Source organism: Paenibacillus sp. Root52, from assembly GCF_001426865.1.
Taxonomy (GTDB): domain Bacteria; phylum Bacillota; class Bacilli; order Paenibacillales; family Paenibacillaceae; genus Paenibacillus.
The window spans coordinates 13,277-27,623 of the sequence record NZ_LMFO01000023.1; the positions used below are offsets into that span (position 1 = coordinate 13,277).

Sequence of the window (14,347 nt, forward strand, 5' to 3'; positions counted from 1 at the left end):
TAGAGCAATGTTCCCATGGCATCCGCCCAAAACCATGGCGATACTGGTTCGTGGCGAGGAAGCAACCTCTCCCTTCGCAGATGAACTCTTCTGTCGGCGTCTTAGTTTGGAAAGCCCGAAGTTTAATCTCAATATATTCGTTCTCGTCATATCGAGCGAGGTGACACGCACACTGCCTAAACATGGATATGTGTACCGGCACGGAGTATGGAAGAAAGCTCCTATTCCCGAGGTCCATCTGCTGATGGATCGCTGCTTGCGACCTATCCCCAAACAAATACGACAACAGCTTCACCATCTTGTGTGGTCAACTAGTGGACAGCGCCCGCGTTACTGGTCAACTTCGCTACCTGGCAAATGGAAGGTGCATCGGGCGTTATCCCACGAACCGGCGCTGCGTTCCTTACTCACGCCCACGCTCCTCCTGCAACCCGGTGTGAAGTGGGAGCCTTGGTTAGAGCGCTGGCCATCAGGACTGTTCTTTAAGCCGGTGGCTGGAACTCACGGACGGGATACCTTCCGACTCGTTTCAGTAGCAGGCCGTTCTTGGATCGTAGATGGTCGAGACTCCCACAATGAGAGGTTTAGCTATTCACTGTATACGTATCAATCGGTACATGACTGGGTCGAATCATCTATGACCCGACACAGCATGATTATGCAGCCTTACCTTAATCTAAGCCATCACGGGCATCCATTCGATATTCGAGCCCTAGTACAAAAAAATAGTCACGGGCAATGGTCCCTGACCGGATGTATGGTGCGAGAAGGTATCGAAGGATCACTCACTTCTAATTTACATGGTGGAGGTACAGCACATCCTGTGCATTCTTATCTGATGGATCGATATGGTTCATCTCATACCGCTATTTTGCTGGAGAGGATCAAGCAGGCGGCTACTCTAATTCCTCCCCTGCTGGAGAGCCGATTTGGTCGGCTGGCTGAACTTGGCATTGATTTCGGAGCAGACACTGACGGCCGTCTCTGGCTGCTCGAAGTGAATTCCAAACCAGGTCGATCCGCATTCGCAATGGCGGATAATCCGCAGATGCATACACTGACGTATACCGAACCACTTGCCTATGCTCGTTATTTGCTGCAACAACATGTTCTCACGGACGTCTACCGTCCAACAATGAAAATGCCGAATACATCCAGCAAAGCTGGCCTGAAACCCATCCCGATTCACGGCGGCTAAGGCCTGCAGCGCCCGCTTGCCATGGAGCCGAAGGATCTTTTCAGGATAGGAGGATAAATCATGAGTTTGACCTTTTGCAATCTGCATTTCACTCAACAGCCGGATAAGGTGGTATATGTGTCCAACGCATTAATGAAGAGCCTCAATCTGTCTGGTAAAAAAACGATACATCTGCGATTCGGTCGAGACCGCGTACCTGCTACGATCAAACCTATTAAGAAAGCGGGTAAACACCTCTATCTCGCCTCAGGCATCCGCAATCTGATGAATGTCCCCAAACGTGGGAGCATCTACTTGCGCAACCTGCAGAACGATGAGGTTCAGCTCGGACCACTGATCGGTGTATTGTCTGACGGCCCAGCGACCAGTACGAATCCGTTCGGTTCTCGTACCGGCTTTATCAAGCAATTGCTTCGTGAAGGAAGTCGTAAATCTTATATTTTTGCTTTTACACCACGAGATATCAATTGGACAAATGAGACGGTATCCGGGTACTTTCTGAATGAAAATGGTAGCTTTGTACGCAAAACTGTACCCTTGCCGGATGTTGTATATAATCGATTACCGAGCCGACGTTCCGACTTTTCGCCTGCGATTAACCAGTTGCGCGAACGGTTCATCCGCCGGAAAATCCCTTTCTTCAACTGGAGCTTTTTCAACAAATCGGATATCTATAAATTGCTGGAGAATGATCCGTCCGCAGGGCGTTATATTCCTGAATCCATTACGAATCCGTCAGTGGAGCAAATGAAAGAAATGCTCGAACGCCATCAATTTGTCTACTATAAGCCAACAGCTGGAAGTCTCGGCAATGGGATTTATCGTTTGACCTACTCGCCCAAACGGGGATATTTCGCACGTTATCGCAAAAAAAGCGGCAATGCACTATTGCGTTTTGGCTCGTTCAACAGCTTGATGCGGATGTTGCAAGGCAGACATGGCAAGCAGCTCCGCGGTTACGTCGTTCAGCAGGGAATCCGTCTTATTGAAATCGATGAATGCCCGATTGATTTTCGTTTTCACATGCACAAAAACGGCAGCAATCAGTGGGTCGTCGTCGGGATCGGCGCCAAGAAGGCAGGTCGGGGTAGCGTAACAACACATATCAAAAACGGCGGCTCTCTAATGACCCCTGAGCAGGCGCTCAGCCGTAACTTCGGTGACCGCGCGGGAGAAGTTCTAGGGCAGGCCAAATCCGTCGCTATTACACTGGCCCAGGCGATTGAAACCCAGCACCAGCATTTGATTGGTGAGATTGGCTTTGATCTGGGCATTGATCAGGAGGAACATGTATGGATGTTCGAAGCGAACGCCAAACCCGGACGCTCCATTTTCCGTCACCCTTCACTCCGAGTGGAGGGAAAATCATCAGTGGAGCACATCTTGGAACATTGCCTATACTTGAGCAAATTCCGGAAGAAGGACGACATTTGATGAGCCTTCACGATGATTTTAAACCTGTCATTGCCGTGTTGACGATGCATGATGATCAACGGATGTTCAGGGGAAATCATCAAAATTTTCAAGACATTATTCAAACCGGAGAAAGTATGGGGTATGTAGTCTACATCGTGACTGTCCGCGATCTAAATGTGGCTGGCTCCACCGTCAAGGGCTACATCTACAACAAAGGAAGTGGAAAATGGACTTCTCAGTCCTTCCCACTTCCCCATGTCCTGTATAATCGTATACCGAACCGGGAAGATGAGCGCAAACCGTCAGTTCAACGTAAAATCGCTGAATGTATGGAATCCGGGATCGAGTTATATAATCCTTTTTTCTTCAACAAGTGGAATCTATTTGAATGGCTCAAGAAGTCGAAATCGACTCAAAACCTAATACCTTATACTCGCCGTATGCGCAGTGCATCCGCACTCGCTACAGTGCTCAAATCCTATCCTTATCTATACTTGAAACCCGAGAGCGGCAAAGCGGGAAAAGGCATCATGATGCTCAAGTTTCAAGAGAAGGATCGGCTCCCTTATCGGCTCAAAGTCCAAAGTTCTAGAAAAAGCACCACATACAAAACAGCTACACTCGCCAAGTTGTGGGCTCGCATCCGTAGAGAGACGGGTCATACCCCGTACATTATGCAGCAAGGCATTGAACTCGCTTCTTCGCGCAAACGCCCTTTCGACCTACGAGTGCTTGTGCAGAAGAATAGTAAAGGTCAATGGAGTGTTACGGGCGTCGGTGCAAGGTTGGCCGGTTCCCGCAGCATCACGACACATGTCCCTCGCGGAGGCAGTGTGGAGGATCCCGAAAAACTGCTGACTGAGCTCTTCGGTGAGGAATTAAGCAACACGCTAATGAAGAGGGTGAAATCAACCTCATTGATGATTGCTAGGCAAGTCGAACGTGGATCGGGGCACACCCTTGGCGAGATGTCCATGGATCTTGGGGTGGATGATCTCGGCGAGATCTGGTTTTTTGAAGCCAATGCAAAGCCTATGAAATTCGATGAACCACAGATCAGACGCAGGTCGCTGGAACGCATTTTCCACTACAGTGCTTACCTTGCCCGTCAGTCCAAACGTTAATGGAAGAGGTTGTTCAAAAAGTTCACTTTTGAACATCTATTCGAAAGACATACTGGAAAGGAATAAAAGCTAAAGAAGGTGATTGTTTGTGTCCTCACCTGTTCTAGGCATCATGACGTTGTACCTAAACGAACACCGAGCCTTAGAAGAACGGAGCATATATCGCAGGATGATCCTCGAAGGACGCAAGCGGGGACTCGACATATATGTGTTCACACCTGCGGATGTACATCCGGGAGGTAAGCAGATTGAAGCGATGGTCTTTCATTCGGAGAAGGGTTGGTCCAGAGAGTGGCGTCCTTTCCCCGATATGATCTTCGATCGTTGTCGGATACAACGTAATCGTAGATTTCAGCAGCTCCTTGCTTTTCGTGAAAAATACGGGCATCTCCTCTTTCTGAATCGTCCACTACGCAACAAGTGGACGATTCATCAGACACTGTCTGGGAAACCCGCCTTTCGCGAACATCTGCCAGAAACGATCTTGTTCCAGGATATGTCGGACGTGAATCGCATGTTGAAAAGTACTGCTCTCATCTATCTCAAACCGATTAATGGCACCGGTGGACGTGGCATTCTGCGTATTGAACGAATCAAAAGTGAATCCAATATGGTCTTGGTACAGGGACGAGATCAGAAGAGGCGAATTATTACACCGCGTAAAGTGCACTTGTCTCGGCTGGGCTCCTTGCTCCAACACTGGAATATGAAAGATAAATATCTGGTTCAGGAAGGCATCCAGCTTCAGCTTCCCAACGGGCGTGTACATGATTACCGCATGCTTGTTCAGAAGAACGGCGAGGGGCAGTGGGAACTGACTGGTTGTGCTGGACGAATGGGAGCCGAGAAAAGTGTAACGTCCAATCTGCATGGCGGGGGGCAGGCGGTTGCGATGAACCGCTTGATGAAGCAATGGATATCGGATGAAGATCAGCGAATTGAGATCCATACAACTGCCGAGAAATTCGGCATTGAGGTAGCTTCCTTTCTAGAAGATACGTATGGGGATCTGTGCGAGCTTGCATTAGACTTAGCAATTGATAAGAGTGGTCGGATCTATCTGCTTGAGGTGAATCCCAAGCCAGCACGTGAGGTGTTTGCTCGTATTGGTGAACGTGAAATCTATCTAAAAGCCATCACTCAACCTCTGGCTTACGCATTGTGGGTGTATCGCAATAAGAAACCAGGCATCCCTCGAAAAGAACGCAGCATCATAACAACGGTGAAGAAAAGTACACGGATGAGAAAAATCCGGAAAACCAGATAAATGTTAGTTCGCAGCAGAAGGAGTGAATGTCACTTACGTGAACATCCACTCCTTCTCACCGTTCTAACTCCACTCGTTTCAATCATGGGGATGGAATGGAATCCTCTTCAGCCGTCCATTGCACAGTGTCGTTATCGATAACGATAACCCCACCTTCGTCACCATGCCTGTATGCTACTTCCATTCGCATCCGCTCAGGTTCAAGTTTACACGCGGTTACCTGTGTTACCTGATCGGTCTTCTGATCTGCTGGCAAACATACCGTAAGAATGCCGATTGAACCTGTAAAGGCAGCTTTGCCTTGAATGACGGTAGTTTCAATTTTAGAGCCGTATATTTCGGATACCCAGCCTGTGTCCTCAGTCAGCTGTAATGCATGTTCTGCTATACCTGCTGTGATCCACTGCATAGAGAGCGTGGTATTCGTTTCTGAATACGTCATTTGAGCTACTCGCTCGTCAGCTGCTTCCCCTTGCCATGTGAGACGAGCATCGGGATGCAAGTGAAAATGTTGCTCTAGCACATGCTCTTCTGCCGCATCCAGCCAATCCACGATGAAGAGCAGAGGAACGTCTACGCCTGACATAATCCAGCGGCGATGTGTAACCGGATCAGCTAGGCGGGTATACCCGTCATGCGACGCATCCACAAAATGATAGCAGTCATTGCTTTCCCAACGGAATGTTGTAGCTACCGCTTCAGGCTCTCCCCATTGCTGTGTGGATACGTAAGGAGTCTGATCTAGCCCATCCACTGTAATCGTATTATGGGCTCGTGTGCTTTTGAAATAGTGTCGCCATTCCCCTTCTTCGTACGTATAACGTCCAGTGTCTGTGAACATTAGCTGCTTGCCCCACATCCACTCCATGTTCAGCGCATCTGCATGCCCGTGTGCTCCGCCCATTGAAGCAGCATCCAAGAAGAAATATTGATGATGGTCTCTCATCACATAGTACCCTGTCTGTGGGAACGCACAGCTCGACAACGAAGGCGTACTAGCTACCTGAAGTTGAGTGCAACGTTCATACTGATCTGCACCGAGAAGCCATAGACATTCGGAGCTTTCTGCCCCTCGACCGATCCAATGATCGTCCTCCAGAATGGCACCAAGCAGGGTTAAGCGCTGCCTTCCATCACTGATCCAGTCGGAGTCACCGATCCCGGTTGATTGATGGTCTGGCCGAATTAATGCTTCGGTAAACGCACCCATTTTGCGTAGACTTTCACCATACCATGCCGAGAAAGGATGACCCGCTATTTTCCCTAGTAAATACGGTGTTCCAAACATTTCAATACTCGCATTATGGTAGTGAGTCGTCAGTTCAATTTGTATTCCTTCTGAGTTGATCTGGTGAAGCAGACACAGCTCCAGTCGTTCCATCGCTACCTGCCGCCAATATGCAGCTCTTGGGTGGGTGTGATGAAAGATCGCGATCATGAATAATCCCTGCATGTGCATGATGGCATGATTAATCTCTGTGCTTCCTAGGTAACGGGTCAAATATTCGGCGTGATCCTCTAAACCTTGCCTGAATTCTGCCAGAAAGTCGGCGTCCAGCAGTGGACTATCCTCCATGTATTTGTAGGCAGATATCCACGACTGTACCCGCAGTCCAGTCTCCAGCAGACGCCAAGGGCCTGGCTTTTGGAAAAAGACGGCCTCTTCATACGGCGATTGGTTAGGTACTGGGTTCTGCTCTCTCCAGCTTCGAAAGTGAGCCATAAAGGTGGACACATATAGGGGGTTGCCTTTCATCAAATACGCTTTGCCCAGATCAATCATATGCCAATGCCGGTTCATGCCCCAGGTGAATTCCAGATCATTTGTTGGATTATGAAGCCAATCTACAGGGGTTCCCATCGGAATCCATCGACTGAGATCATTCGTATAAGGAACAATAAATTCATTGATGATTGCACGATTAGCAATCGTCACCGAATTGCGTGCTTCCTCTGGAAAATGTTGCTCATAATAGTCCGCCGCCTGATGCAGTTCAACAGTCGAAAGAAAGAAATCACTCATTGGGGCTCCTCAATGAAATCCTCACGAAAAGGGGTAAACACATCTAGAATGATGGAATCTTCCAGTGCTTTAACCCCATGCAGAACGTTATAGCCAGCATAGAAACTATCCCCTGCCCTCAGGATGCGTGTCTCCTCACCAACTTGAACCTCAAAACTGCCCTTAACGATATAGCTTACCTGCTCATGCTGATCGTGAGAGTGAACTTCACCGATTCCGCCTTTCGCAAAGCTCACCTCGACCATCATCAATGTTCCACCCATACCCAAAATTTTACGAGAGCTCGTTGCGTTAATGACTTGTGCAGGTATCGCTGCATTTTCCAATATCATTGTTCTTACCCCTCTCCTTTGGAATTAGCGACCAGAGTCTTGGAACCCCAGCCGCCTAATTAATTTAAAGCATCACTACTGCTATTCTTCTGTTGATAATTTGCCTTGAAGCTTGGAGGAATCGAAAGAAGGATCAGCGCTTATATTGGTCAAGCCTGCCGCTTTGGTCTTCTCCAGTGCAGCATTATATCTGCTATCCAGATCTTTGATCACATTATCGATATCGCCGCCGGTAAAGACAAAGATGGAAAATGCATCTGTCCATTTAGTTCCTTCCAGCGAGCTCTCTGTTACTACCCCTGGATTCGCGGGGAAAATCGCATCATAGCGCTTCGGCAAGAAGCCTTCAATGCCAGGAATGTTTGGTTTCTTACCTGAGCTTAATACCGCTGGAATAAGGGAGATACCATAGCCTTTTTCGTAATACTCACTCTGAAGGCCTTTGCTGTATACATACTCCATAAACTTCCATGCTGCTTCTTTTTGCGTTGAATCTGCACTGATCCCAATATATGAACCACCTATAACTTGCGAAGCACCCTTGATCGTTCCATCACTGGTAGGCACAGGAGCAGCAGCCCAGTTCTCTTCGGTAGGAAATTGATCTTTGTAGACCCCTGGTTCGCCGGAATGGTTGATGTACATACCAATTTTGCCTTGTGCAAACTGCGCTCTCAGCGGATCAATATCCAGACTTTCAACCCCTGGCAGCATACTTCCATCCTCACTCATTTGGCGAAGCGCAAGTGCAACATCCTTGTACATGCCAAAATCGAATTGACCTGTTCGGTAGTTATAGCCATCGATGCCGTAGTTGTTACTGGCTCCTGCGATCGTGTTCGCCGCCCTCCAGAAACCGCTTCCACTTTTGAACGGACTAGCAAAGCCATAGATTCCTTCACTTTTCCCAGCGTCCGTAATTTTCTTCGCATCCTCCACCATTTCGGTTAACGTTTTAGGCGGATTGGTGATTCCGGCTTTTTGAAAAATATCTTTGTTATACACGAGTCTCCACACTTGTCCGGTATTCGGAAGCGTATATATTTTTCCATCTATTGTATTTTTGTTGTCGATTAGGCTGTCTTTGAACGTAGTCTTCATGTCCTCGCTCATATAGCCGTCAATTGGAGCTAGATACCCCTTTTGATAATAGGTCTGAAAATCATTGACTTGTAGCACATCTGGTGCTTGTTTACTTGCAAAAGCAATATCTACCGCCTGAGGGTAATTGTCACCCATCACGGTCATTTCCACTTCAATATTATCCTTATTAGTTTTATTAAACTCATCAATTTTTGTTTTCATAAAATCAGCATCATGGCGATCGGGCGTCCAGTAGGTGACCTTGGTTTTCCCTTCTGTACTTTTGCCATCACTACCACCCGTTCCGGTGCTTGCTGTCGTTCCATTGTTGGTAGAACAACCAGCCAAACTCAATGCGAGCAATGCACTCAGTGTAGTCATCATCCATTTTTTAGCCATTGAAAAGCCCCCTATGCTTGTCTGGACAACCTCTCAGGTTACCCGATAACGTAATGATAATCGCTCTACCGTTGATGAAGTGAGGGACATTATAACTATGAATGGGGGGACAAATGATGTTCCGTGCATTCATTAATTCAGATACATTTGACGGAAATGCGTAGGTGTCATACCACAGTACTTTTTGAACAAACCGCTGAAATACGGGCGATCCTCGTAACCCAGCATCTGACAGATCTCCTGTACTTGTATGCCTGCGACCAACAGTTCCTTGGCCTTCTCCATCCTCATTTTTGTGATGTATTGAATCAAGGTCATGCCGGTCTCTTTCTTGAATGCATTGGCAAAATAACTAGGACTTAAGTGAACCGACTGAGCGCAAAGGTTCAACGTCAGGTTCTCTTCCAGGTTCATACTTATAAATTCCTGAGCTTTATGAATAGCCTGCTTCACATCCGTAAGCCGCTTCTTATCCATAATGTCGCAGCCCATGCTGCTAAAGTGCTTGATGTACCCTTTCCAACCGTCAAATGTCAAAGAGCGCATCTCCTCCAGCACCATCAGGTCAGCTTCTAAACGCATACGTTCTTCCTCCGTAATTTCATCGCAAAAGGCACGATAGATGGCGAACGCGAGTCCGGACAACAAACGGATCATAGTAAGTGGCTCAGGATATCCCTCCGAAAACTGCCATTCCTCCAAAATATCATCAATGATCCGGTGACAGGTGCTTTCATTGCCACACTTGAGCGCATAAAAGAGTTCCTTCTCCTTCTCCAAAGGGTAAGCAGGTGCTATCCACTCCTGACGTTCGACGATTGCATATTGGAAGATGCAGTTACCCTCACTATAAAAGCGGTAGGCAATGGCTTTATCGGCGTGTGCATACGCACTCCACACCTCCTGAGGTCTTCGGGCAATCGTGCCCAAACCGATCGAGATCGTCTTTTTACTGAATTGTTCCACATTAAGCCGACATTCCTCCAGCAGCTCTGGAACTGTCATTGATGCTGGTGTATTAAACATCGCCACAAGCCGGTATCTGCTCTCGCGTAATACAACCCCTCTGGTGTGGCGATTCAGCGTCTCTTCCACAATATTTTGAACCGCAAAAGGCACAATCTCGGCATCCAGATGTATTGTATTTTCACACCGAGTATACCCGTCCACTTCAATCACCATAAGCTGAAGATTCGAAGAATCGAGATCGATCTGTAGTTCATCCCAACGATTCTCATTCATAAAACCACCAACCTCTTGACGAAGCAGTCCCAGAAGGTAGCTATGACGAATATGCACGCTGCTGCTCTCCACCTTTTGTTCCAATTGTTCAAGCTGCCTCGACTGTGCCTGCTCACCTTCAATCACTTCTCTTACCTTGAGCACTGCGCCTAATATTTCATCAGGGGTAAACGGTTTGAGCAAATAATCGGAAGCACCAAGTTTAATCGCCTCTTGGGCATAACGGAAATCAGAATACCCACTAATGAATATAAACTTGGTGCGCAGTCCTGCATCGGATGCCCGTTTCATCAATTCAAGACCGCTGAGGCGGGGCATTTTGATATCGGTAATGACAAGATCCGGCTCTTGTTCATTGAGTAGGGACCACCCTTGTTCGCCATTGTTGGCTGTACCTACAATTTTCACCTGATGCTCTTCCCAAGCAATGGTCGAAGATATGCCTTTTACAACCGCCTGAATATCATCCATGACACATACCGTCAAATGATCCATACTACCCCTCCTCAGATGATTGGAATCGTGATGGTAACCGTCGTTCCGACGTCTATGTTGCTCTCAAATGCAACTGAAGCGGCATCTCCGTAATATAGGCTTAATCTGTCATGGAGATTCCCGAGTGCGTATCCCTGACGTCTGCCTTCGAATCCTTCTCTGATCTGCCCCTCAGCCATATCCATACCACAACCGTTATCAGTGACCTCTAGTGTCAGCATATCTTCATCTTGATTAATTCTGATTACAATGACGCCGAGCTCATCCTTATCACGGAATCCGTGCAGTATGGAGTTTTCGACTAAAGGCTGCAGTAATATTTTCAATATTTCTACGGAATAACAGGATGGATCACCCACCTCAATGCGGTAAATGAAAAGATCCTCATAACATTGTTGTTGAAGTTGCAGGTACTGCTCTACATGTTTAATCTCTTGTTCTACATTGGTCATGTCCTTCCCATCATTCAATCCAAGTCGGAACAACAGTGACAATGATACGATCATTTCACTAACGTCTTTTTTCTCACCGCTCTCACTTTTCCAGAACATTGTATTTAATGTATTGTAGAGAAAGTGAGGATCAACCTGCGCTTGAAGCGCTTTCACTTCGAAACGTCGTTTATCCCGCTCGGTTACCCGTACCTCCTCAAACAAAACCTGGATCTGATCCAGCATTCGATTAAAACGATACCCCACCGCACTGACCTCATCATCGTACTTGCTGCGGAAGCGCACATCCAGATCGTTCGATTGTACTTCAACCATTAAACGACGCAGCTTATTCAGCGGCTTGAGTAGAGCAGAAGCCAGCAAGTTCGACAGCCCTAGGGCGAGCACGATGCAGAAACCCATAATCCCAATAACTAACCAACGAATCTTCCGCAGTGGAGACAATAAATCTGATTTGGACTGCACACTGACCATCACCCAGTCCTCATTCATTGATAATGCAGAATAGTTGATGAGCATGTCCTCTCCTTGACTACTCGTATATCTAAAATCCCCGCCTGTACCACGACTGATCTCGCGGCTGAATTCAGGGTCGGTTAGGTAACTCACATCCTGGGAGGTTGACCGGATAACCTGTGACCCATTTTTGTTCAGCAAAAACAATTCAATTGAATTATTCATCAAGTCCTGAACCAGAATATCCCTCATCGCTTCTTCCTTCATATTGACCACCATATACACGTTAGACAAGGAGTGATTATCGACCACAATTGGTTTGAGTAACAGTGACAACACATGATCCTTCGCCTGGAATAACTGACTTTGATGCGAACCAAACCACATTGTATTCCAGCCCTGCTGCTTCACAAGCTGCCCGTATTCCTTAGCAAATCCATCATCCCGGTTCGGTACATCTTTGGTTGAGTAAAAATCACCAATTGGTGTTGTTAAAAAGGTCGTATCAATTAAGGGCTCTACAAGCTTCAATTGCGTAAATGACGTTTGAAGTAGTGAAAGATTCTGATAATAGTGAGAGGCATTATTGTTGCGAACATCTCGCATCACCTGAGTAAAGGTGTCATTCAGCATAAACGAATATGAAGATACCACGATGTGCCTTAAGTGTTCATCCATTACCTGGACTGACTTATTCAGGATGCCCTGCTTCAACTCAAGCGCGTTTCGTTCAATGCTTCGTGCAGCGAAGAGATACGAGCTAATTCCTGTTACACTGATGCATAATACAACAAGGAAAATGTACAACAGTTGTATCCTTTTTTTCAGAGTCATCTTATAGAAGTTCATGTTCATCGGCGTTCACTCCTCGGATACGGATTAGCTCTGCCACTGGAGATTTTAACAAGAGTATAGCACAGCAGAATATCCCATAATACCGTTCCCATTTTAAGGAGATTACGCCTAGCCTTTGACCGCACCTAATGTCACCTGCATAAAGGATTTGTTCGCAAAAATATACACAACGAGCAGTGGCAATATGGATAGACACGCCCCGGCCATCATGAGTTGAACCTCAGCAGCAGCCCCGATGCCATAACGCAGATTAGCCAAGCCCACAGGCAAGGTCTGCAAATTGGGATTGTTCATCGTGAACACAAAAGGCAAGATATACTCATTCCACGAGCTCTGAAATGCTCCGAGTCCTGCAACCGCCAAACCGGGGCGAAGCAATGGAAGAATGATACGCCAATACACGGTGTAGAAGTTACAGCCATCAATCATAGCTGCCTCATCTAGATCACGCGGGATGCTTTTGAAGAAGCCCACTAAAATGAAGTACGTAGCGGCATGAGCACTAATTAAAATAATGATGACACCCCATAAGGTATGATTCAGGCCTAATTTGACCATCAGATCAAATTGCGGACGCAGAACCACGGCTCCAATGGAGATAAACAAGGTAGATGCCATCAAAATGGAGTATGCCTTCTTCCCTCTAAAGTTCACACGATCCACGGCATAGGCAGACATGGATGAAACTAACAGCATTCCTGTTGTTGCAGTGACACTAACAAAGACACTATTGAGCGTAAATCCTGAGAAATTGGCTGTCTGCCATGCCTGAGCATAGTTAGAGAACTGCCAAACCTTAGGTAATATCGTTGCACCACCCGTTAATTCCTGATTTGTTTTGAACGAGCCTAGCAGTACTAATAGAATCGGAAACAACGACAGGACAGCGATGATAAGCAGAAAAATAGTGAGTAGTGTTCGCTTTATTCCTTGAACCCACTTGGGTGAAATACTCGGATTTATGACCGTCTGTGACATGTTCGGTTCCTCCTGTCTGCTGTTAATAAACATCATTAAGCTTCTTGGATATCCAGAAATAAATGAGTGTGACGGCACCTACAATGATGGCTGTAGTGAAGCCTACTGCACTGCCGTAACCCAGTTGCTGGAGCGATTGTGTATCAGCGGATATCGGAAATAACAACTTAAACAGATACAAGTACATCACTTCCGTTTTGCCATACGGTCCTCCTTCGGTTAATACCATAATGCTCTCGTATCCTTTGAGTGCGGTTGTAATCGCCAGCATAATAATCATCTGCAGCACAGGACCGAGTAGTGGAATCGTCACATTTCTAAGCTTCTGGAACTCATTCGCTCCGTCCAGCGATGCCGCCTCGTACAGTTCTTCAGGAATACTCTGCAGACCGGCAATAAACAGCAGCATATAGTTCCCCACAGCTCCCCAGATCGCAATAATTATGGTCGTCATCATGGCATGATCAGCATCCAACCAGCCAATCGGGGCAGAGATCACATGATACTTCACCAGTAGTTGATTCAATATTCCGTTGTACGAATTAAAAATAATAAAGAATACAATCGCCATAACTGAAGCACTGAAAATGGTTGGAAGATAGTACACAGCTCTTAGCAGTGAACGCCCTCTCCATTTGCGATTCAAAATGATTGCGAGTGTCAGAGCTAGCGGAATCGTGACCACAAGTTTACCTAATGCATAGACTCCTGTATTGCCAACTGCTGACCAGAACTGTGTATCCCGCATAATGCGGGCAAAGTTGCCAAGTCCAATAAATACGGGCGTTCCAATGCCTTGATAATCGTAGAACATATAACGTAGAGCCCATATGAGGGGATACACCCCAAACACGAGAGTTAGAAATAAACTGGGAAAGATGAACAGGTACGCATGCACTTTTTTTGGCTTCATCAACATTGACCCCCTTACTTGCTTTTGCAAGAAGTATAGAGCGATCACCGTGTGAAGCGGGATGGGGAAATCCACTTTTTACAGGGGAGAATGTAACTGAGTGAATGTGGATGG

11 protein-coding genes are annotated in these 14,347 nt (G+C 46.8%); 4 read left to right on the plus strand and 7 right to left on the minus strand.

Features of this window, described 5'->3' with window-relative positions:
- The first annotated feature begins 7 nt into the window (after nt 1–7).
- The 4 genes from ASD24_RS17685 (at nt 8) to ASD24_RS17700 (ending at nt 5,005) form a co-directional block, all read left to right on the plus strand.
- Nucleotides 8–1,198, plus strand: a complete 1,191-nt coding sequence (locus ASD24_RS17685; RefSeq protein WP_056698265.1) for a YheC/YheD family endospore coat-associated protein — start codon at nt 8–10, stop codon at nt 1,196–1,198.
- Between the two features lie 60 nt (nt 1,199–1,258).
- Nucleotides 1,259–2,632, plus strand: a complete 1,374-nt coding sequence (locus ASD24_RS17690; RefSeq protein WP_056698268.1) for a YheC/YheD family endospore coat-associated protein — start codon at nt 1,259–1,261, stop codon at nt 2,630–2,632.
- Nucleotides 2,632–3,738 (plus strand): YheC/YheD family endospore coat-associated protein, encoded by a 1,107-nt coding sequence (locus ASD24_RS17695; protein ID WP_056698270.1) that lies wholly within the window; start codon nt 2,632–2,634, stop codon nt 3,736–3,738. The genes ASD24_RS17690 and ASD24_RS17695 overlap by 1 nt, the downstream gene beginning before the upstream one ends.
- 88 nt (nt 3,739–3,826) lie before the next feature.
- Nucleotides 3,827–5,005, plus strand: coding sequence for a YheC/YheD family endospore coat-associated protein (locus ASD24_RS17700; protein ID WP_235540645.1), 1,179 nt, complete (start codon nt 3,827–3,829; stop codon nt 5,003–5,005).
- Nucleotides 5,006–5,087: 82 nt separating this feature from the next.
- Here the strand turns inward: ASD24_RS17700 and ASD24_RS17705 are convergent, their stop codons facing one another.
- The 7 genes from ASD24_RS17705 to ASD24_RS17735 all read right to left on the minus strand — a co-directional run bounded on the left by ASD24_RS17705 (nt 5,088) and on the right by ASD24_RS17735 (nt 14,233).
- Complete coding sequence (locus tag ASD24_RS17705) at nt 5,088–7,028, minus strand: alginate lyase family protein (protein WP_056698272.1); 1,941 nt, start codon at nt 7,026–7,028, stop codon at nt 5,088–5,090.
- Nucleotides 7,025–7,360, minus strand: coding sequence for a cupin domain-containing protein (locus ASD24_RS17710; protein ID WP_056698274.1), 336 nt, complete (start codon nt 7,358–7,360; stop codon nt 7,025–7,027). The genes ASD24_RS17705 and ASD24_RS17710 overlap by 4 nt, the downstream gene beginning before the upstream one ends.
- A gap of 81 nt (nt 7,361–7,441) precedes the next feature.
- Complete coding sequence (locus ASD24_RS17715) at nt 7,442–8,842, minus strand: ABC transporter substrate-binding protein (RefSeq protein ID WP_056698277.1); 1,401 nt, start codon at nt 8,840–8,842, stop codon at nt 7,442–7,444.
- A gap of 132 nt (nt 8,843–8,974) precedes the next feature.
- Entirely contained in the window at nt 8,975–10,579 is a 1,605-nt protein-coding gene (locus tag ASD24_RS17720; RefSeq protein ID WP_056698280.1) for a response regulator, read from the minus strand.
- Between the two features lie 11 nt (nt 10,580–10,590).
- Complete coding sequence (locus ASD24_RS17725; RefSeq protein ID WP_056698283.1) at nt 10,591–12,342, minus strand: cache domain-containing sensor histidine kinase; 1,752 nt, start codon at nt 12,340–12,342, stop codon at nt 10,591–10,593.
- 108 nt (nt 12,343–12,450) lie between these two features.
- Nucleotides 12,451–13,320, minus strand: coding sequence for a carbohydrate ABC transporter permease (locus ASD24_RS17730; protein ID WP_056698285.1), 870 nt, complete (start codon nt 13,318–13,320; stop codon nt 12,451–12,453).
- Nucleotides 13,321–13,342: 22 nt separating this feature from the next.
- Nucleotides 13,343–14,233: a carbohydrate ABC transporter permease gene (locus tag ASD24_RS17735; protein ID WP_056698288.1), complete on the minus strand. Its 891-nt coding sequence runs from the start codon at nt 14,231–14,233 to the stop codon at nt 13,343–13,345.
- Nucleotides 14,234–14,347 lie beyond the last annotated feature (114 nt).

Excerpts from the sequence above, each read along its gene's own strand:
- ASD24_RS17685 (WP_056698265.1), top strand. The coding sequence starts at position 8 with ATGTTCCCATGGCATCCGCCCAAAACCATGGCGATACTGGTTCGTGGC.
- ASD24_RS17690 (WP_056698268.1), top strand. The coding sequence starts at position 1,259 with ATGAGTTTGACCTTTTGCAATCTGCATTTCACTCAACAGCCGGATAAG.
- ASD24_RS17695 (WP_056698270.1), top strand. The coding sequence starts at position 2,632 with ATGAGCCTTCACGATGATTTTAAACCTGTCATTGCCGTGTTGACGATG.
- ASD24_RS17705 (WP_056698272.1), bottom strand. The coding sequence starts at position 7,028 with ATGAGTGATTTCTTTCTTTCGACTGTTGAACTGCATCAGGCGGCGGAC.
- ASD24_RS17710 (WP_056698274.1), bottom strand. The coding sequence starts at position 7,360 with ATGATATTGGAAAATGCAGCGATACCTGCACAAGTCATTAACGCAACG.
- ASD24_RS17715 (WP_056698277.1), bottom strand. The coding sequence starts at position 8,842 with ATGGCTAAAAAATGGATGATGACTACACTGAGTGCATTGCTCGCATTG.
- ASD24_RS17720 (WP_056698280.1), bottom strand. The coding sequence starts at position 10,579 with ATGGATCATTTGACGGTATGTGTCATGGATGATATTCAGGCGGTTGTA.
- ASD24_RS17725 (WP_056698283.1), bottom strand. The coding sequence starts at position 12,342 with ATGAACATGAACTTCTATAAGATGACTCTGAAAAAAAGGATACAACTG.
- ASD24_RS17730 (WP_056698285.1), bottom strand. The coding sequence starts at position 13,320 with ATGTCACAGACGGTCATAAATCCGAGTATTTCACCCAAGTGGGTTCAA.
- ASD24_RS17735 (WP_056698288.1), bottom strand. The coding sequence starts at position 14,233 with ATGAAGCCAAAAAAAGTGCATGCGTACCTGTTCATCTTTCCCAGTTTA.